Origin of the sequence: Streptomyces sp. A0642 (assembly GCF_004795105.1) — a bacterium.
In the GTDB taxonomy this organism is placed as follows: Bacteria; Actinomycetota; Actinomycetes; order Streptomycetales; family Streptomycetaceae; genus Streptomyces.
Genome location: NZ_SSBL01000030.1, coordinates 53,099 through 72,056, shown reverse-complemented (window position 1 = coordinate 72,056; position 18,958 = coordinate 53,099). Strand labels below are relative to the sequence as shown.

Here is an 18,958-nt window from a genome sequence, read left to right as displayed (position 1 = left end):
CCCCGCCGAGGGGGCCGCGCAGCGGCCCGGCGCCTGGCCGGCAGCCGCTGCCCCCGAGCAGGCGCGGCGGCCCGGAGGATGGCCGACCGCGTCCACCCCGGGCCAGGCCCCCGCACCGCAGACCGCCCCGGCCCCGGCTCCCGCCGTACCCGCCGCCGCTCCGGTACCCGCCGCCGAGCCCGCCCCGGGCATGACGCAGGGCGCCGGACAGGTGCGCACGATGTGGCCCGACATCCTGGAGGCGGTCAAGGGCCGCCGCCGGTTCACCTGGATCCTGCTCAGCCAGAACGCCCAGGTGACCGGTTTCGACGGCAGCACCCTGCAGATCGGCTTCCTCAACGCCGGCGCCCGCGACAACTTCGCGAGCAGCGGCAGCGAGGAGGTGCTGAAGCAGGCCCTGGCCGAGCGGTTCAACGCGCAGTGGAAGATCGAGGCGATCGTCGACCCGTCGGGCGGCGCCGGGCAGCCCCCGCAGGTCGGCGGCGGCCGTCCCTCCGCGGCCGCACCGCCCGCACCGCAGCGCCCCGCGGCCCCGGCACCCGCCCCGCAGTCGTACGAGCCCCGGCCCGCGCCGGAGCGGCAGCAGCAGGGCGGCGGCTTCGCCCCGGAGCCCACGCCCCCGTCGTACGCCGCTCCCGAACCGCCCCGGTCGGTCGCTCCCGAGGACGACACCCCCGAGGCCGACGACCCCGACCTCGTCGACTCGGCCCTCTCCGGGCACGAGCTGATCGTCCGCGAACTGGGCGCCACCGTCGTGGAGGAGTTCACCAACGAGTAGGGCGGGGGAGACGTCCGGGGGGCCCCGGAACCCGCACCCGGGGTGTCCACGGACCGGCGTCCGTCAAGGGCGCGGTGCCCCGGCGGCTAGGCTGCACCCCGTGAAGGTCCTCGTCATCGGCGGCGGCGCCCGCGAACACGCCCTGTGCCGCTCTCTCTCCCTCGACCCCGACGTCACCGCTCTGTACTGCGCCCCCGGCAACGCCGGCATCGCAGAGGTGGCCGAACTGCACCCGGTCGACGCCCTCGACGGCGCTGCCGTCGCGCGCCTCGCCACCGAACTGGGCGCCGAGCTGGTGGTCGTCGGCCCGGAGGCGCCGCTTGTCGCGGGGGTCGCCGACGCCGTGCGCGCCGCCGGTGTCCCCTGCTTCGGCCCGTCCGGGAAGGCCGCCCAGCTGGAGGGCTCCAAGGCCTTCGCCAAGGACGTGATGGCCGGTGCGGGCGTTCCGACGGCCCGCAGCTACGTCTGCACCACCGCCGCGGAGATCGACACCGCCCTCGACGCGTTCGGCGCCCCGTACGTCGTCAAGGACGACGGGCTCGCCGCGGGCAAGGGTGTCGTCGTCACCGACGACATCGAGCAGGCCCGCGCCCACGCGCTGGCCTGCGACCGCGTGGTCATCGAGGAGTTCCTCGACGGCCCCGAGGTGAGCCTCTTCGCGATCACCGACGGCACCACCGTGCTGCCGCTCCAGCCCGCCCAGGACTTCAAGCGGGCCCTCGACGACGACGAGGGCCCGAACACCGGCGGCATGGGCGCCTACTCCCCGCTGCCCTGGGCCGACCCGAAGCTGGTCGACGAGGTCATGGAGTCGGTCCTCCAGCCCACCGTCGACGAACTCCGCCGCCGCGGCACGCCCTTCTCCGGGCTGCTCTACGCGGGCCTCGCGATCACCTCGCGCGGCGTCAGGGTCATCGAGTTCAACGCCCGCTTCGGCGACCCGGAGACCCAGGTGGTCCTGGCCCGTCTGAAGACCCCGCTGGCCGGCGTCCTGCTGGGCTCCGCCAACGGGACCCTGGACGAGCTGCCCCCGCTGAAGTGGCACGACGACGCCGCGGTCACCGTGGTCATCGCCTCCCACAACTACCCGGACACCCCGCGGACCGGCGACCCGATCGAAGGGCTCGACGAGGTCGCGGCCCAGGACGCGCCGCACGCGTACGTGCTGCACGCCGGGACCCGGCGGGACGGCGACGCGGTCGTCAGCGCCGGTGGCCGCGTGCTCTCCGTGACCGCGACGGCCAAGGACCTCGCGGGCGCCCGTGAGCGCGCCTACGCGGCGGCTGCCCGCATCCGCCTCGACGGCTCCCAGTTCCGTACGGACATCGCGAAGAAGGCCGCGGAGGCCTGAGCCGCGTCCTTCCGCCCCCGCCCCTCCCGAGCGGGCCGTAAGGGCCCCGCACCTCCCGCCCGACCACCACTGACGCGCCGCTGCCCCATGGACAGCGGCGCGTCAGCACCTTTGCCCAAAGCCATTCCATCGAGTGACGACTGGGCCATCCGGATGACGCCCGGCGAAGGCCGAACTAGGGTGCGGCGCAAGCGTTCCGGCACTTGGCCCACCGGCATTGCGATGTCAGTGACGGGTGCCACAGTGGGGGAGTGAGCTACACCGCCGTGGGGGCAGAGGGGGTGACGTCCGGCCGTGTCCGGTACCGGTACAGGTGAGGAGCTGGGTGCGCAGGCAGCGCGCACCCGGGCTCTCGTCCTGCTGCGCATCCGCAGCAGGGCAACGGCAGTGGCGCTCCTGCCGGCCGCGTTCGCCGTCGTGCTGTTCGCCGCCGACGCGCAGGGCTTCGCCGAGGGCAGCGGCTGGGACGCGGCGCGCTGGGCCGTGACGGCCTGCGCCGTCGTCGTCCTGATCGTCGCCGCGGCCGTGGCGGTCGCCGTCGTACGGGCGAAGCCGGCGGTCAGCCCGACCGTCCCGCTCCGCGAGGAGGCGGCCCCGGATCTCTACCGGCTGGTCCGCGAACTGGCGGAGCGGCTCGGAGTGCCCGCGCCCTCGGCCATAGCGCTCACGCCCGACTGCGACAGCTGGCTGGAGGACCGCACGCACCCCGCTGCGGACCGGGCGGCCCACGAGGCCGCCGGCCGGGGGCGCGGCGGCTCCGCGACCGGTCCGGGCCGGCGGCCGGGCCGCCGCCGGGTACAGGCCGCGCCGGTGCTGGTGATCGGCTCCCCGTTCCTCTGGTGGATGCGGGTCGCCGAGCTGCGGGCGGTGCTCGCCCCGGTGGTGGCCGGCACCGGCCCGTCCGCCCACCCCGACATAGCCGCGGCCCGGCGTTTCGTACGCGGGCTGGACGGCGCGGTCGCCGATGCGGCCGCCCCCGCCCGGGGGCCGGTGCACACGGTCGTGCGGCTGCCGGGCCGGTTCGTCGGCCGGATCGCCCGGCTGCTGCTGCGCAGCTGTCGTGGCCACGCCGCCGAGATGGAGCGTGGCGTCGCCGCGGCCGCCTCGACGCGCGCACAGGACGTGGACTACGGCCTGCGGGTCGTCGCCCAGGAACAGGTCGGACTCGCCTACGCGGGCTGGGACCGGCTGCTCACCCGCGTCGCACTCCCCGCCTGGCGGATGGGGCGCTGGCCCTCCCGGCTGGACGCCGGCGTCGTCTCCGCCCTCACCGAGCTCTCCCGGCGCGACCGGCTGGCCGAGGGGTACGCCACCCGGCTCGGCGAGCGCCCCGCCTGCGACCTCCTGGAGGAGCCGGGAGCGGCCGACGAGGCGGCGTCCCTGCTGGCCGCGCGGCTCTTCCACGGCGGTCCCGCGGAGGCCGGCCCCGACTGGGCCCCGGTGGACTGGCAGCAGTATCCCGAGGAGGTCGTCGACCGGAAGTGGCGCACGGAGGCGGCCCGGCTGCACCGCGTCCTGGACACCATGGGCGTGCCCCCCGCCTCGGGCGCCGATACGGACACGGCCTGCGCCGGAGTGCCCACACTGGCGCGCGTGGTCGAGCACCTGGCCGCGGGCCGGGACGGGGGCGAGGAGCTCGCGGCCGGGATCAGCGCGGCCGTGGCGCGGGAGGAGGCGCAGGCGCCCGTACCGCTCAGCGGAGGCGCAGGGGAGGCGGGCGGCGAGGGGCTGGACCCCTGGGGGCCCGATCCGCTCCCGCTCTTCCCGCTCCAGCCGCCCCGTACCGGGACCGAGCTGCTCGTGGACCATGTCGCGGCGATGGTGTGCTGCGCCGCGGTCGACACGGCGGGCGCGGCGCCGGGACTGGACTGGCTCGACGGGCCCGCTCTGCTGGTCGACGGCGAGCGCCGGACCGACCTCGGCAGCCCGGTCCTCACCCTGGTCGAGGACGGGGACGCGGGGCCGCTGCGGTCCTGGCTCGTGTCGGTCGGAGTGCGCACCGACAAACCCGTGCGTCTCGTCTGAAACACGTGAACACGGGCGGCTGTTCAGCCCGGCCGCCCCCGACACCCGGAACGCCACGTTCCGTTCACGTCAATTCGCGACGAACGGTGACGAACTGCATGCGTTATGTGATGTGCTGGGGACCGGCGCTGACAGTCGGCGCACCACTGTTGTTCCGGGGGCCTGAGGGAGGGATGCGTCATGGGGGCGGAGCAGATTCGCCGGTGGGAATCAGGTGCCCTGGCGCACGCCGTCACCGATCCCTTCGGTCAGGGGCCCCTCCCCTGGCTGCGGGGGAGTGAGAACTACTTCGACGACACCGGTCAGGTCGTGCCCTGGTACGCCGATCCCAGCGGCTCCACCGGGGGCGGCACGCGTACCGCCGACGACGTCCGCCGCCAGATCAAGGGCTTCATCTCCACCGGGGCAGCGGCCCCGGGCGAGGCGATCGACTTCCACATCACCGTGGACCCGCCCCAGCAGTTCTCCGTGGACGTCTACCGCATCGGGCACTACGGCGGCGACGGCGCAGCCAAGATCACCACGAGCCCGCGGCTCTCGGGCATCGTGCAGCCGGCCCCCCTCACCGCCGACCGCACGGTCTCCTGCCACCACTGGTGGCAGTCCTGGCGGCTACAGATCCCGACGTACTGGTCGATCGGCGCGTACGTCGCCGTGCTCACCACGATCGACGGCTACCGCTCCCACATCCCGTTCACGGTCCGCGACGACCACCCCGCCGATCTGCTGCTGGTCCTCCCGGACATCACGTGGCAGGCGTACAACCTCTACCCCGAAGACGGCGTGACCGGCGCGAGTCTCTACCACGCCTGGGACGAGCAGGGCCGGCTGCTGGGGGAGGAGGACGCGGCGGTCACCGTCTCCTTCGACCGCCCCTACGCCGGCGCCGGCCTTCCGCTCCACGTCGGCCATGCGTACGACTTCATCCGCTGGGCCGAGCGCTACGGCTACGACATCGCCTACGCCGACACCCGCGACCTGCACGCGGGCCGGATCGACCCGACCCGCTACCGGGGTCTCGTCTTCCCCGGTCATGACGAGTACTGGTCGGTGCCCATGCGCCGCACCGCCGAACGCGCCCGCGACCACGGCACGTCCCTCGTCTTCCTCTCCGCCAACACCATGTACTGGCAGGTCAGCCTCGCGCCGTCGCCCTCGGGGGTCCCGGACCGGCTGCTCAGCTGCCGCAAGCGCCGGGGCCCGGGCAAACCCGCGCTCTGGCGCGAGCAGGACCGGCCCGAGCAGCAACTGCTCGGAATCCAGTACGCGGGCCGGGTCCCCGACCCCCACCCCCTGGTCGTGCGGAACGCGGAGCACTGGCTGTGGGACGCGACCGGCGCCGCCGAAGGCGACCAGATCGACGGGCTCGTCGCGGGCGAGGCCGACCGCTACTTCCCGCGCACCACGCTTCCCGAGCACGACAACCGCATCCTGCTCGCGCACTCCCCGTACCAGGACGGCGACGGTGTGACACGCCACCAGGAGACGTCCCTCTACCGGGCCCCTTCGGGTGCGCTCGTCTTCGCCTCCGGCACCTTCGCCTGGTCTCCGGCACTGGACCGTCCCGGCCACGTGGACCCCCGTATCCAGCGGGCGACGGCCAATCTCCTCGACCGGATCTGCAAGCGCGCCTGAGCCACTCGGCCGCCCCCGCCGGGCTCCCCGGCGGCGCGTTCGTACGCCTCCGCACCCCCTCCCGCAGGCGGCCGCGCCGGGATACGGGACAATCGGAACAGCTCCTGGATCAACCTACGCGGAGGCAGCGTGTCCGGATTCGTAGAAAAGCCCGAGCCCGTGCAGGTACCGGGGCTCACCCACCTGCACACGGGCAAGGTGCGCGACCTGTACCGGAACGAGGCCGGTGACCTCGTCATGGTCGCCAGCGACCGGCTGTCCGCGTACGACTGGGTCCTGCCCACCGAGATCCCGGACAAGGGCCGCGTCCTGACCCGGCTCTCGCTGTGGTGGTTCGACCAGCTCGCCGATCTTGTGCCGAACCACGTCCTGTCCACGGAGCTGCCCGCCGGCGCCCCGGCGGACTGGGCCGGACGCACGACGATCTGCAAGTCGCTGCGCATGGTCCCGGTCGAGTGCGTCGCCCGCGGCTATCTGACCGGTTCCGGCCTGGTCGAGTACAACGCCTCACGCACCGTCTGCGGTCTCGCCCTACCCGAGGGCCTCGTCGACGGTTCCGAGCTGCCGGCGCCGATCTTCACCCCCGCCACCAAGGCGGCCGTCGGCGATCACGACGAGAACGTCAGCTACGAGGAAGTGGCCCGCCAGATCGGGGCCGAAACCGCCGCGGACCTCCGTCGCGCGACCCTGGACGTATACGGCCGCGCCCGGGACATCGCCCGTGAGCGCGGGATCATCCTCGCGGACACCAAGTTCGAGTTCGGCTTCGCGCCCACCGCCGACGGCGGCGAGGAACTGATCATCGCGGACGAGGTGCTCACCCCGGACTCCTCGCGCTTCTGGCCGGCCGACGCCTGGGAGCCGGGCCGCGCCCAGCCGTCCTACGACAAGCAGTTCGTCCGCGACTGGCTGACCTCACCGGCCTCCGGATGGGACCGCAAGAGCGAGCAGCCCCCGCCGGCGCTGCCCCAGGAGATCGTGGACGCGACGCGCGCCAAGTACGTGGAGGCGTACGAACTCCTCACCGGAACCCCCTGGAACTAGCTTTCGTCCAACGGGCGCCCCACGGTGGGATCATGCCGGGCTCGCAGGGTCCGGCACGATCCCACCGAAAGCCTGCCTCCGCACACGAAGAAGCCCCCGGCCGAAAGGCCGGGGGCTTCTTGCTGAACCGAGCGGACGACCAGGTTCGAACTGGCGACCTCAACCTTGGCAAGGTTGCGCTCTACCAACTGAGCTACGTCCGCAAGCGCCGAAGCGCGAGAACTACTATACCCATCCCCGCTCGCGTGCGAGACGCACCGCGGCATGACGGTTCTCCGCACCGAGCTTCGCCGCGGCGGCCGAGAGGTAGTTGCGCACCGTCCCCTGCGACAGCGAGGCCCGGGCCGCGATCTCGGCCACCGGTGCCCCGTCGGCCGCCAGCTCCAGCACCTCGGCCTCGCGCACCGTCAGCGGCGAGTCCCCCGCGGCGATGGCGTCGGCGGCCAACTCCGGGTCGACATAGCGGTTTCCGGCATGCACGGTACGGATGATGCCGGCCAGCTGCCGGGCGCTGACGGTCTTCGGCACGAACGCCCGAACCCCCGCCGCGAGGGCCCGCTTGAGGTGCCCCGGGAGGCCGTGGCTCGTCACGATCATGGTGCGGCAGCCCGGGAGTTCGGACCGTATCGATGTGGCGACACTCACACCGTCCGCCCCCGGCATCTCCAGATCCAGCACCGCGACGTCGGGGCGGTGCGCCCGGGCCATGGCGAGCGCCTCCGGGCCGGTCGCCGCCTCCGCGACCACCACCAGGTCGTCCTCCAACGCGAGCAGGGCGGCGAGAGCGCCCCGGATCAGGTGCTCGTCATCGGCGAGCAGCACCCGTACCGCGGTCATCGTCGGTCCTCCAGAAGCGTCGTACGCGGGTCCCTGGCAGCGGCCCGCGGGGTGTCACCGGGAGCCGCCCGCGGGGCGTCACCGGCAGCCGCCCGCGAGGTGTCACCGGCGGCCGGGTGCGGGAGGCCCGCAGATCCCGGGTGGGCGGCCAGCGGAATCCGCGCACGCAGCCGGAACACGCCCCCGTCCCCCGGACCGGCCTCCAGCGTGCCGTCGAGCGCGATGAGCCGTTCCCGTAGTCCGGCCAGCCCGGAACCGGTCCCCTCGGGCGCGGCCGCAGGCGCCCCGTCGTTCTCCACGTCCAGCACCACCGCGTCCGCCGAGACGTCCAGCCGGATCGTGCAGTGGCCCGGGTCACCGTGCCGCAGCACGTTGGTCGCGGCCTCGCGCACCACCCAGCCGAGCGCCGACTGGACCGGCCCGGGCAGTCCCGTCCCGTCTCCGCCCGTCACCGCGCACTCGATGCCGGCCGCCCGCAGCACTCCTTGGGCCCCGGCCAGTTCGGTGGTCAGATCGGCCTCCCGGTAGCCGCGCACGACATCGCGCACCTCCTGCTGCGAGGCGCGGGCTATCCGCTGCACCTCGACCATCTGGTCCAGGGCCTCGGGCCTGCCGCGCTGCGCGAGCTCCACCGCCAGTTCGCTCTTCAGGGCGATCACCGCGAGGTTGCGGCCCAGCACGTCATGCATGTCCCGCCCGAACCGCAGCCGTTCCTCGGCGACGGCGAGCCGGGCCTGTATGTTCCGGGCCTCCTCGGCCTGCCACATCACGCCGAGGCTCCACGCGCTGGGCCGTATCGAAATCAGGACCAGCACACTTCCGAAGAGCGCGGTCGGCATGACGCCCGCCAGTGCACCGCCCCGGACTCCGGCCGCGGCGAGGGCGCCCGTGGTCAGCACGGCCAGGAGCAGTGACTCGATCGCGAAGGTGCGGACCGGGACGAGGAGCACGCGCGTGATCACGAACGCCATCGGTGTGTTCAGGCTCATGAGAAGCAGACCGGAACCACCCACCCCGCCCACTCCGGCCAGCGTCGCCAGCAGGGCCACTGCCAGCACCAACAGCAACAGCGGGGCGATGAGGCGCCGCACGGGGAACACGGAGATGCCGAGGTAGTGCTCGTACGAAGCGCGGACGTTGCGGTTGCTCAGCAGGCACTGCGTCAGGCTCACCAGGAGCAGCGCGGCTCCCAGCGCGAGGGGGAGCGGCTCATGGCGGATGTCCGACTTGAAGGGCGCCAGCTGCCACGACAGGGCGAAGAGCCAGGGAATCGACGAGACGGTGAACCGCGAATACAGGTCGATGCGCTCCATCTTGCTGCGTTCCTGCCAGCTCCGGCGCCATTCCCGCACATGCATCAACGCGCCACAACCTCTCTCAGCGTCGGGGATCCCAGCGGAACCACCGCTGCACAGCAAACACGGCGAGCGCAGTCCAGACCAGTCCGGTCAGTGCTGCCCCGAGCAGGTCAGCGCCTTCGGGAGCGCCGAGCCAGCCCGATCGTACGAGCGTCATCACGCCGGTCAGCGGCAGGAACTCGCAGGCTGACGCGAGCGGCTCCGGAAAGATCGCCGGCGGAATGAAAAGCCCCGATCCCATCATCGATATGAGGAACAGCGGCAACGTGGTGAGCTGCGCCGTCTGCACGGTGCGGGTCACCACGGACGTGGTCGCGGCCAGCGCCGTCGACAACACCACGGCCAGCAGCAGCCCCGCCAGCAGCAGTTCGGGCCGTCGCGGCACGGGGAGGCCGAAGAAGGCGGAACCGGTCAGGATGATCAGCGCGGACTGCGTCAGGGCCAGAGCGGCCGAGGGCAGCGCGGTCCCGGTCAGGATCTCGCCGTCGCTCGCCTCCCCGGTGCGCAGGCGCTTCAGGACCAGGTCCTCGCGTCGTGCCACATAGGCGGCGACCATGTTCATGTAGACGGCCTGGATGAGCACCGTGCCGATGCCGCCGGTGAGCGCGGCTCCGGCGACGGTCCACCCGGTCCCGCCGAGGTCCACCTGGCCGAGCGTGGACCTCATCGCCATGACCATGGCGATGGGCACCAGCAGAGCGACGACGACCGCCGTCCTGTTGCGGGCGAGCAGGGTCATCTCGGCGCGGCCGAGAGCTGTCAGCCGGCCTCGGACCGTGGTGGTGGTCCGGACCGTCGTGGCCGGCCCCGTGGGGACGGAGGTCGTCATGACACGGTCACCTCTTCGGTCTCTGCCGCGGATTTCGCGATATCGAGGAATGCCTCTTCGAGTGAGGCGGACCGGGCGTCGAGGCCGGTCAGGAGGACCCGTGATTCCGCTGCCCAGTGGAGGAGTTCGGTCAGCGACTCCTGGAGCCGATGCGTACGGATCTCGATCCGCCTGCCGTCGGCGGCGGCGTGCAGGCCCAGCGGCAGTCGTGCCGGCTCGACGCCCTCCGGCAGCTCGAAGCGGACCCGGGCCGGGCGGGCGGCCGTCACTTCGGCGGGGGTCCCCGCAGTCACGATCCGGCCCCGGTGCATGATCGCCAGCCGGTCGGCGAGCTCCTCGGCCTCCTCCAGATAGTGCGTGGTCAGCAGGACGGTGATGCCCTCCTCCTTGAGCCCCCGCACCAGTTCCCAGGTGTCGCGCCGCCCCTCGGCGTCGAGGCCGGTGGTCGGCTCGTCGAGGAAGAGCACCTCCGGCCGGCCGAGCAGGGCCAGCGCCAGGTCGAGCCGGCGGCGCTCGCCGCCGGAGAGCTGCTTGACCCGGACCCCGGCCCGGTGGCCGAGCCCCACCAGCTCCAGCGCCTCGGCGGTCGGCCGGGCTCCACTCGTGCAGCCCGCCCACATCCGGACGGTCTCGGCCGCGGTCAGGTCGGAGGGGAAGCCGCCTTCCTGGAGCATCACCCCGATCCGGGGACGGACGGCGGCGCGATCGGTGTACGGGTCGTGACCGAGCACCCGTATCGCGCCGCCGTCGGGACGGGCCAGACCCTCGAGGAGCTCGACGGTGGACGTCTTGCCGGCCCCGTTCGTCCCGAGGAGGGCGAACAGCTCGCCGCGTGCCACGGAGAAGGAGACGCCGGTCACCGCCTCGAAGCCGCCCGCGTAGCTGCGGCGGACACCGTCCGCCTCGATCACGGGGTCACGCACACGGTCCCGAGGAATTTCGTCGCTGGTCATGACTCAAGGCTTCCGCCCGGACGGGACCGGGAGCAGTGCGAGCTGTCATCGCTGCCCATGACAAACGTCATGCATTGCGCTTCATGACAAACGTCATGAGTGAAGAGGACCGGAGGTATTCGGCCTGCCGGGATCGAATACGACGAAGGCCCTGGTCGATATCGACCAGGGCCTTCGATCAAGAGCGGACGACCAGGTTCGAACTGGCGACCTCAACCTTGGCAAGGTTGCGCTCTACCAACTGAGCTACGTCCGCATTGCAGCCACTCGGCTTTCACCGGTGGAGCGAGCACTACTCTACCTGATCCACCGGAGTGGTTCGGAGAGCGATGCAGAGCGGGTGACAGGAATTGCACACTGCGCCTTCCCCCTGGAAGGGGGATGTTCTACTACTGAACTACACCCGCACGCTGCTTGGGGTTCGGCTTTGCGGCCTTGCCCTTCGGCGTGCTCCAGACTCTAGCCGACCTGCAGGGGTGTCGCGCAAGTCGGCTCCCGCGGGGTGTCGCGCGAGAGGCGCGTGACGGGCCGTCCGGTGCCCGCCGCCCGGCCGGCCCGCGTCGCCCGTCCGCTCAACTGGCTTCCTGGAACGCCTCGTACACCTTCTTCGGGATCCGGCCCCGGGCCGGCACCTCGATGCGGTGGGAACGGGCCCAGGCGCGTACGGCCGCCGGATCGGGTGCGAGCGAGGTGTGGCTGTACGAGACGGGCGCCTTGCCGTGCTTGCCCGCATTCGTCTGCTTGCGGCCGGCTGCCACGTAAGGCGCCAGGGCCTTGCGCAGTTTCTTCGCGTTGGACGGATTCAGGTCGATCTCGTACGACTTCCCGTCCAGGGCGAAGGCGACCGTTTCCGCTGCTGCTCCCCCGTCGATGTCGTCGGAGAGCGTGACCACTACGCGCTGAGCCACGGATATCGGTCCTTTCCTGCGGCGTCCGCGCCTGACGTGCGCGGATGCCGGCCTTCCGGCTGTGAGCGCGGATGCGGGCTGACCGGTGTCGGCCGTTCAGGGGCAATGCTGCTTTCCCCGGTAATCATTTGTACAGCGACCGGCGCCGCATTGTGAAGCCCGCCCAATTACCTGCGCGTGTCAACCTGCTTTGTGCGCTGCCGGTGAGGATCTTTTTGCAGGGTTTTCCGCCCCCGTAGTCGCGGCCGATATCTCGGCGTGATCCGCCCCGCTCCATATCTACCCGCGTAGAATTTCGGGCCAGGTACGCTGAGAGGACCCGCGGGGGTCCTGGGGAACCCCCCGGAGAAACAGCCGCACCACACCACCACACCGGGAGTGCCAGTGGCACGCGTCGTAGTCGACGTCATGCTCAAGCCCGAGATCCTCGACCCGCAGGGACAGGCTGTGCAGCGTGCGCTGCCCCGTCTCGGCTTCGAGGGAATCGCGGACGTACGTCAGGGAAAGCGTTTCGAGCTGGAGATCGAGGGGCCCGTCGATGACGCCGCGCTCGCTCGTATTCACGAGATGGCCGAGACGTTCCTCGCCAACACCGTGATCGAGGACTTCACCGTGAAGGTGGAGAAGGCCGAGGAGTCGAAGTGACCGCTCGTATCGGAGTCGTCACTTTTCCGGGCACGCTCGACGACCAGGACAGCCTTCGGGCCGTACGGGTCGCCGGCGCCGAACCCGTATCGCTGTGGCACCGCGACAAGGACCTGCACCAGGTCGACGCGGTCATCCTCGCGGGCGGTTTCTCCTACGGCGACTATCTGCGGGCCGGAGCCATCTCCCGCTTCTCGCCGGTCATGGAGACGGTGATCGAGCAGGCCAAGGCGGGCATGCCCGTTCTCGGAATCTGCAACGGCTTCCAGATCCTGACCGAGGCCCATCTGCTGCCCGGCGCGATGCTGCGCAACAACCACCTGCACTTCATCTGCCGCGACCAGACGCTCCGCGTCGAGAACGCGGAGACGTCCTGGACCGTCGACTACACCGCGGGCCAGGAGATCTCCGTCCCGCTCAAGAACATGGACGGCCGCTACACAGCCGACGAGCGGACGCTCGACGAGCTGGAGGCCGAGGGCCGCGTCGCGTTCCGCTACGTGGACGTCAACCCCAACGGCTCGCTGCGCGACATCGCCGGCATCAGCAACGCGGCGGGCAACGTCGTCGGTCTGATGCCGCACCCGGAGCACGCCGTCGAGCCGCTGATCGGAACCGGTCGTACCGACGGTCTCGGTTTCTTCACCTCGATCATCAAGAAGCTGGTCAACCTATGAGCCTGGACACGGTCAAGCACGCGGCCGAGACCCCGGACACCGCGCAGCCCTGGAAGGAGCTCGGTCTCAAGGAGGACGAGTACGCCAGGATCCGCGAGATCCTGGGCCGCCGCCCCACCGGTGCCGAGCTCGCCATGTACTCCGTGATGTGGTCCGAGCACTGCTCCTACAAGAGCAGCAAGGTCCACCTCAAGCAGTTCGGCGAGAAGGTCCCCGCCAACGACGCCATGCTCGTCGGCATCGGCGAGAACGCCGGCGTGGTCGACGTCGGCCAGGGGTACGCGGTCACCTTCAAGGTCGAGTCGCACAACCACCCCTCGTACATCGAGCCCTACCAGGGCGCGGCCACCGGCGTCGGCGGCATCGTCCGCGACATCCTCGCCATGGGCGCCCGCCCGGTCGCGGTCGTCGACCCGCTGCGCTTCGGCGCCGCCGACCACCCCGACACCAAGCGCGTCCTCCCGGGCGTCGTCGCGGGCATCGGCGGCTACGGCAACTGCCTGGGTCTGCCGAACATCGGCGGTGAGGTCGTCTTCGACGCCTGCTACCAGGGCAACCCGCTCGTCAACGCCGGCTGCATCGGCGTGATGAAGCACGAGGACATCCACCTCGCCCAGGCTTCCGGGCCCGGCAACAAGGTCATCCTCTACGGCGCCCGCACGGGCGGCGACGGCATCGGCGGCGTCTCGGTGCTGGCGAGCGAGACCTTCGAGTCGACGGGGCCCGCCAAGCGCCCCGCCGTCCAGGTGGGCGACCCGTTCCAGGAGAAGCTCCTCATCGAGTGCACCCTGGAGATCTTCAAGGAGAAGCTCGTCGCGGGCATCCAGGACCTCGGCGGCGCCGGGCTCTCCTGCGCCACGTCCGAGCTCGCCTCCGCGGGTTCCGGCGGCATGCGCGTCGAGCTCGACACCGTGCCGCTGCGGGACTCCTCCCTCTCGCCCGAGGAAATCCTCATGAGCGAGTCGCAGGAGCGCATGTGCGCGATCGTCGAGCCGCAGCACGTGGACCGCTTCCTGGAGATCTGCGAGAAGTGGGACGTCATCGCCACCGTCATCGGTGAGGTGACCGAGGGCTCGCAGCTGGAGATCTTCTGGCACGGCGAGCAGATCGTGGACGTGCCGCCGCGGTCCGTCGCCCACGAGGGTCCGACGTACCACCGTCCGTTCGCCCGCCCGTCCTGGCAGGACGCCCTGCAGGCCGACGACGCCGGCAAGCTGGCCCGCCCGGCGAACGGCGCGGAGCTGCGCGAGCAGGTGCTGCGGCTGGTCTCGTCGCCGAACCAGGCGTCGAAGTCCTGGATCACGGACCAGTACGACCGGTTCGTGCAGGGCAACACCGTGCTCGCGATGCCCGAGGACGCCGGCATGGTCCGCATCGACGAGGAGTCCAACCTCGGCGTGGCCATGGCGACCGACGGCAACGGCCGGTACGCGAAGCTCGACCCGTACACCGGCGCGCAGCTCGCACTGGCGGAGTCGTACCGCAACGTCGCCGCCTCCGGCGCCAAGCCGCTCGCCATCTCGGACTGCCTGAACTTCGGTTCGCCCGAGGACCCGGACGTCATGTGGCAGTTCGCCGAGGCCACGCGCGGTCTGGCGGACGGCTGCCTGGAGCTGGGCACCCCGGTCACGGGCGGCAACGTGTCCCTGTACAACCAGACCGGTGACACGGCGATCCACCCCACGCCGGTCGTGGCCGTGCTCGGTGTGATCGACGACGTGACGCGGCGGACGCCGGTCGCGTTCAAGGAAGAGGGCCAGCTCCTCTACCTGCTCGGTGACACGCACGAGGAGTTCGGCGGCTCGGCCTGGTCCGAGGTGATCCACAACCACCTCGGCGGCATGCCGCCCAAGGTCGACCTGGGCCGCGAGAAGCTGCTCGGCGAGATCCTGATCTCGGCGTCCCGCGACGGCATGATCGACGCGGCGCACGACCTGTCCGACGGCGGCCTCATCCAGGCGGTCACCGAGTCCTGCCTGCGCGGCGGGAAGGGCGCCCGGCTGATCGTGCCGGACGGGCTGGACGCGTTCACCTTCCTGTTCTCAGAGTCGGCGGGACGCGCGATCGTCTCGATCCCGCGCAGCGAGGAGCTCCGCTTCAACGACATGTGCGGGGCGCGGGGTCTGCCCGTCACCCGGATCGGTGTCGTGGACGGTGAGGAGATCGAGATCCAGGGCGAGTTCAGCATCCCGCTGAGCGAGCTGCGCACGGCCCACGAGGGGACGATCCCCGCGCTGCTCGCGTAGCCCGGTCGACGCGTCCGTCACCTTGCGCGCAGGCCCCCGCCCGGCTCGACCGGGCGGGGGCTTCCACGTAACAGATGTACTGGGTCAATTATTCGACTCAGGCCAAGTTTCATCCTGACATAATGATGGCATGGTGACCGAGGGGATGGGCCTCCGCGAGCGCAAGAAGATCCAGACGCGACGCCGTCTGCTTGCCGAGGCGACGAGGCTCTTCAGCGAGCGGGGATTCGATCAGGTCTCCGTGGCGGAGATCGCCGACGCGGCCGACGTCTCCAAGATGACGGTTTTCAACTATTTCGACAGTAAAGAAGACCTGGTTCTCGCTCCCATGGAGGAGCACATCGGGGATGTCGCCCAGGGCGTACGTGACCGGGCCCCGGGTGAGTCCGCGGTGGCCGGCGTGCGCCGGCAGTTCCTGGCCGCCGTGGAGGGCCGGGATCCCGCGGTCGGGATGAGTGATTCACCGGTCGCGCTCGGGCTCCTGCGCTTGATCCAGGAGACGCCGGCCCTGCTCACCCGGGTGCACGCCTTCTTCGCGCGCGGTGATGAGCTGCTCGTCGACGTCCTGGTCGGGGAGGGGGAGGAGCCGACCGTGGCGCGCATCGTGGCGGCTCAGCTGATCAGCACCCGGAACGCCCTGATCAGCGAGAACCACCGGCGGTTGCTGGCCGGCGAATCCGCCGAGGCCATCGCGGCGGATGCCGCCGTGCTGGCCGAGCGGGCGTTCGGCCTGCTCGAGAAGGGCCTGGGCGACTTCGCGACCCGGGGCTGACGCGGGGCTGACGCGGGGCTGAGGGCCCGGGGCGCCCTCGGAGGCGGCCCCCCGCCGGGCCGGGGCGGGGCCCGACGTGGCGGTGTGGCCGCCGGTGCCGTGGGACGGGGTTTCGGTACGCCGTAGGCTCCCGTCCATGCCGCCGTCCCAGAAGCGCGCCCGCCGCTACGACCCGGCCAGGACCCGCACCGCAGTCCTGGCACAGTTCTCCCATGTCCGGGCTGCCGTGCGCACCCTGACGCCCCAGCAGATGGACGGACCGAGCGGGCTCGGCGCCTGGTCCGTGCGCGAGCTGGCCGTCCACCTGACCATGGCGCTCTCGCACGTCACCAGCAAGCTGGAGCAGCCCGCGCCCGCCCTCGCCAAGGCCGAGGTGAGTCTGCTGGAGTGGCCGTTCTCCACTGCGGAGCGGGCCGGCCGGATCGCCGACGACACCGTGGCGCTCGCCGCCGGCCACCCCGATGTGGACGCGCTGTACGGAGAGGTGGCCGACCGGTTCGAGGCCCTGGTGCCCGGCGTCCCCGAGGACCGGCTGCTGGCCACGCGAGTGGGCGCGATGCGGCTCGGGGACTTCCTGGTCACCCGCACCGTGGAGCTCGTGGTCCATACGTACGACCTCAACGAGGCGACCGGGCTCGGCATCCCGTACGACCGCCAGGCGCTCGCCGCCTGCACCCGGTTGCTCGCGGATGCCTTGGCGGAGAAGGCGCCCGGCGGGTCGGTCGAGGTGCGGGTCCCGCCGTTCGCGGTGGTCCAGTGCGTCCAAGGACCCCGTCACACCCGCGGCACCCCGCCCAATGTCGTCGAGACCGACGCGCTCACCTGGATCAGGCTCGCCACCGGACGTACGCAGTGGGCGCGGGAACTCGACGCGGCCAAGGTCAGCGCCAGTGGTGAGCGGGCGGACCTGGCCGCGCTGCTGCCCCTGATGGGGTGACGGAAGGAGCGCAGCGGCGACCGGAGTACGGGATCAGGAGGTCTTCGGATAGGGCAGCAGGCCCGCGTCCGTCCGCTCCCACGCCGCCCGCAGGTCGGCCAGCAGCTCCGGCTCGGCGGCGGCCCGGTTCGCCTGTTCCCGCTGGTCGGACGCCAGGTGGAACAGCTGATCCGCGCCGTTCCTGCCCCGGTAGTACTTCCAGTCACCCCGCCGCAGCGCGCGCTCCCCGCGTACGCGCCAGAACAGGTCCCGTTCCTTCGGCTCCTCGCCGCGCAGCAGGTATCCGGCCAGGCTGACGCCGTCCAGGGGGTGGGCCGGGTCGGGCCGGGCCCCGGCCAGTTCCAGCAGCGTCGCCGTCCAGTCGGGCGAGAACAGCGGCAGGTCGCTCACCTGGTGCGGATCGATCCGGGCCGGCCAGCGCAGCACGGCCGGGACGCGGATGCCGCCCTCCTGGAGGGAGCTCTTGTTGCCGGAGAGCGGCCACTGGTACGAGAAGCGTTCGCCGCCGTTGTCGCTGGCGAAGAAGACCAGGGTGTCCTCCTCCTGGCCGGACCGCTTCAGCGCCTTCAGCACCTCGCCGACCGAGCGGTCCAGGTCCTCGACCATCTCCTTGTACTTGGCGAGGGAGCCCCCGTCGGCGTGGAAGAGTCCTCCGAGACCGCCCTCCTTGATCTTCCGGACGATCTCGGCGCTCTCGGCCGTGTCTCCCTCGGCGATCCAGGGCCAGTGCGGGGTCGTGAAGTTCAGGTTCAGCAGCCACGGCCGGTCGTGGTCGCGCTGTACGTACTCACTCGCCCGCTCGGTCAGGATGCGGGTGTAGTAGCGCAGGTCCTTGTACTCGGCATCGCCCTCGTAGAGGTCGTACTCGCCGCCGAGACCGAGCTTCGAGTAGTACTCCAGCGCCCCGCCGAAGTTGCCGAAGAACTCGTCCCACCCCGACTTGGTGGGGCTGTAGTCCGGCAGATAGCCGCAGTGCCACTTGCCGATCAGCGCGGTCGCGTACCCGGCGCCCCGCAGCAGTGAGGCGAGGGTGGGGTGGGTGGGGTCGAGGCCCACCGAGCGGTCCGCGATGGGTTCCGCGAGGCCGCCCTCGGTGCGCCCCGGGTAGCGGCCGGTGTACAGGCTGAACCGGGTCGGTGAGCACGTGGCGGACCCGGCGTACGCGTCGGTGAACCGCACGCCCTGACGGCCGAGGCGGTCCAGGTTCGGGGTCCGGATGTCGGGCGATCCGTAGGAGGAGAGGTCGGCCCAGCCCAGGTCGTCCCCGAGGATGAACAGGACGTTGGGCCGCCGCGAGTGCCGGCCCCGGGCCGCCCGGAAGGGCCGCTCGTGCGCCGGCTCCGCCGGTACGGCAGCGGCGGGGGCCGCGGCGGGCAGACCCACCGCGGCCGCGGCGGCCGTGGCGCCGACAGCGGTCCCGAAAGCGCGTCGGGTCAGCGGAGAAGTGCGGGAATCCGAATCGCGGGAGGGGGAGGTCATGGCTGCTCCAGGGCAGGAAGAGGCCGCGCCGCACGGGGCGTGCACCGGTCGGCCGGACAGGTCCGGACGGACGGCTACGGGCGTCCCGAAGGCGCGACGGGCATGAGGGGTGCGGGAGACACGGCGGACGGGCGCGACGCAGGGAGCGCCAGGGGTGTCAGCAGTGCGGTGAGCGCCGCGAGGGCGAGGCATGCGGCTCGTACCGGGCGCTGTGCGCACAGGCGTTGTACGGACCGGGTGCGCAGGACCGCGGCGTCACCGAGCGGCTGCCGGGGATCGCGTCGGAGGACGGAGATACGGCCGCCGCGATGCCGAGGGGTGGGGAAGCGAAGCCCTCGCGTGCGCCGAAGGAATCAGGCGCGGCGACAGATGGCGCTCGAGACACGTCCCAGATCGACGTGACGGCGCTCCACGAGCGTGATCGTGCGATCACCGAGGGGCTGCATGGGCAGGAGCCTGCCAACGAGGCATGCGCCTGTCAACG

Annotated in this window: 15 protein-coding genes, 3 tRNA genes and 1 pseudogene; 10 read left to right on the top strand and 9 right to left on the bottom strand. The window is 71.7% G+C overall.

Going from position 1 to position 18,958, the window contains the following annotated elements:
• From E6R60_RS31885 to E6R60_RS31865, 5 genes and pseudogenes are all read left to right on the top strand, one after another.
• Positions 1-778: pseudogene (locus E6R60_RS31885) on the top strand (DNA polymerase III subunit gamma and tau); the annotation flags it as partial.
• A 100-nt stretch (positions 779-878) separates the two neighbouring features.
• Positions 879-2,129 (top strand): phosphoribosylamine--glycine ligase, encoded by a 1,251-nt coding sequence (purD, locus tag E6R60_RS31880; protein ID WP_136330181.1) that lies wholly within the window; start codon positions 879-881, stop codon positions 2,127-2,129.
• Between the two features lie 294 nt (positions 2,130-2,423).
• Positions 2,424-4,154, top strand: coding sequence for a hypothetical protein (locus E6R60_RS31875; protein ID WP_136330180.1), 1,731 nt, complete (start codon positions 2,424-2,426; stop codon positions 4,152-4,154).
• A gap of 180 nt (positions 4,155-4,334) precedes the next feature.
• Entirely contained in the window at positions 4,335-5,789 is a 1,455-nt protein-coding gene (locus E6R60_RS31870; RefSeq protein ID WP_136330179.1) for a N,N-dimethylformamidase beta subunit family domain-containing protein, read from the top strand.
• A gap of 129 nt (positions 5,790-5,918) precedes the next feature.
• Entirely contained in the window at positions 5,919-6,833 is a 915-nt protein-coding gene (locus E6R60_RS31865; RefSeq protein ID WP_136330178.1) for a phosphoribosylaminoimidazolesuccinocarboxamide synthase, read from the top strand.
• Positions 6,834-6,963: 130 nt separating this feature from the next.
• Here E6R60_RS31865 and E6R60_RS31860 read toward each other — a convergent pair.
• The 8 genes from E6R60_RS31860 to E6R60_RS31825 form a co-directional block, all read right to left on the bottom strand.
• Positions 6,964-7,036 (bottom strand) — tRNA-Gly (locus tag E6R60_RS31860).
• A gap of 22 nt (positions 7,037-7,058) precedes the next feature.
• Positions 7,059-7,670, bottom strand: a complete 612-nt coding sequence (locus E6R60_RS31855) for a response regulator transcription factor (protein ID WP_136330177.1) — start codon at positions 7,668-7,670, stop codon at positions 7,059-7,061.
• Positions 7,667-9,028: a histidine kinase gene (locus E6R60_RS31850; protein ID WP_136330176.1), complete on the bottom strand. Its 1,362-nt coding sequence runs from the start codon at positions 9,026-9,028 to the stop codon at positions 7,667-7,669. The genes E6R60_RS31855 and E6R60_RS31850 overlap by 4 nt, the downstream gene beginning before the upstream one ends.
• A gap of 19 nt (positions 9,029-9,047) precedes the next feature.
• On the bottom strand, positions 9,048-9,857 hold the full coding sequence (locus E6R60_RS31845) for an ABC transporter permease (RefSeq protein ID WP_136330175.1): 810 nt from the start codon (positions 9,855-9,857) through the stop codon (positions 9,048-9,050).
• Positions 9,854-10,810 carry an ABC transporter ATP-binding protein gene (locus tag E6R60_RS31840; protein WP_136330174.1) on the bottom strand — a complete coding sequence of 319 codons (957 nt, stop codon included), beginning with the start codon at positions 10,808-10,810 and terminating at the stop codon, positions 9,854-9,856. Before E6R60_RS31840 ends, E6R60_RS31845 begins: the two co-directional genes overlap by 4 nt.
• Positions 10,811-10,993: 183 nt before the next feature.
• A tRNA-Gly gene (locus tag E6R60_RS31835) sits at positions 10,994-11,066 on the bottom strand.
• 79 nt (positions 11,067-11,145) lie between these two features.
• Positions 11,146-11,217 (bottom strand) — tRNA-Gly (locus tag E6R60_RS31830).
• Positions 11,218-11,382: 165 nt separating this feature from the next.
• Positions 11,383-11,718 carry an Lsr2 family protein gene (locus E6R60_RS31825; protein ID WP_206309568.1) on the bottom strand — a complete coding sequence of 112 codons (336 nt, stop codon included), beginning with the start codon at positions 11,716-11,718 and terminating at the stop codon, positions 11,383-11,385.
• Between the two features lie 384 nt (positions 11,719-12,102).
• On the opposite strand from E6R60_RS31825, the gene purS reads away from it, so the two are divergent.
• The 5 genes from purS (at position 12,103) to E6R60_RS31800 (ending at position 16,995) form a co-directional block, all read left to right on the top strand.
• A complete protein-coding gene (purS, locus tag E6R60_RS31820; RefSeq protein WP_136330173.1) occupies positions 12,103-12,363 on the top strand; it encodes a phosphoribosylformylglycinamidine synthase subunit PurS in 261 nt (86 codons plus the stop codon).
• Complete coding sequence (gene purQ / locus E6R60_RS31815) at positions 12,360-13,040, top strand: phosphoribosylformylglycinamidine synthase subunit PurQ (RefSeq protein ID WP_136330172.1); 681 nt, start codon at positions 12,360-12,362, stop codon at positions 13,038-13,040. The genes purS and purQ overlap by 4 nt, the downstream gene beginning before the upstream one ends.
• Positions 13,037-15,286 carry a phosphoribosylformylglycinamidine synthase subunit PurL gene (gene purL / locus E6R60_RS31810; protein WP_136330171.1) on the top strand — a complete coding sequence of 750 codons (2,250 nt, stop codon included), beginning with the start codon at positions 13,037-13,039 and terminating at the stop codon, positions 15,284-15,286. The genes purQ and purL overlap by 4 nt, the downstream gene beginning before the upstream one ends.
• 133 nt (positions 15,287-15,419) lie before the next feature.
• Complete coding sequence (locus E6R60_RS31805; RefSeq protein ID WP_136330187.1) at positions 15,420-16,058, top strand: TetR/AcrR family transcriptional regulator; 639 nt, start codon at positions 15,420-15,422, stop codon at positions 16,056-16,058.
• A gap of 136 nt (positions 16,059-16,194) precedes the next feature.
• Positions 16,195-16,995, top strand: coding sequence for a maleylpyruvate isomerase family mycothiol-dependent enzyme (locus tag E6R60_RS31800; protein WP_136330170.1), 801 nt, complete (start codon positions 16,195-16,197; stop codon positions 16,993-16,995).
• Between the two features lie 33 nt (positions 16,996-17,028).
• On the opposite strand, the gene E6R60_RS31795 is transcribed toward E6R60_RS31800, so the two are convergent.
• Positions 17,029-18,474, bottom strand: a complete 1,446-nt coding sequence (locus E6R60_RS31795; protein ID WP_136330169.1) for a sulfatase-like hydrolase/transferase — start codon at positions 18,472-18,474, stop codon at positions 17,029-17,031.
• Positions 18,475-18,958 lie beyond the last annotated feature (484 nt).

Excerpts from the sequence above, each read along its gene's own strand:
- E6R60_RS31870 (WP_136330179.1), top strand. The coding sequence starts at position 4,335 with ATGGGGGCGGAGCAGATTCGCCGGTGGGAATCAGGTGCCCTGGCGCAC.
- E6R60_RS31855 (WP_136330177.1), bottom strand. The coding sequence starts at position 7,670 with ATGACCGCGGTACGGGTGCTGCTCGCCGATGACGAGCACCTGATCCGG.
- E6R60_RS31850 (WP_136330176.1), bottom strand. The coding sequence starts at position 9,028 with ATGCATGTGCGGGAATGGCGCCGGAGCTGGCAGGAACGCAGCAAGATG.
- E6R60_RS31845 (WP_136330175.1), bottom strand. The coding sequence starts at position 9,857 with ATGACGACCTCCGTCCCCACGGGGCCGGCCACGACGGTCCGGACCACC.
- E6R60_RS31840 (WP_136330174.1), bottom strand. The coding sequence starts at position 10,810 with ATGACCAGCGACGAAATTCCTCGGGACCGTGTGCGTGACCCCGTGATC.
- purL (WP_136330171.1), top strand. The coding sequence starts at position 13,037 with ATGAGCCTGGACACGGTCAAGCACGCGGCCGAGACCCCGGACACCGCG.
- E6R60_RS31800 (WP_136330170.1), top strand. The coding sequence starts at position 16,195 with ATGCCGCCGTCCCAGAAGCGCGCCCGCCGCTACGACCCGGCCAGGACC.
- E6R60_RS31795 (WP_136330169.1), bottom strand. The coding sequence starts at position 18,474 with ATGACCTCCCCCTCCCGCGATTCGGATTCCCGCACTTCTCCGCTGACC.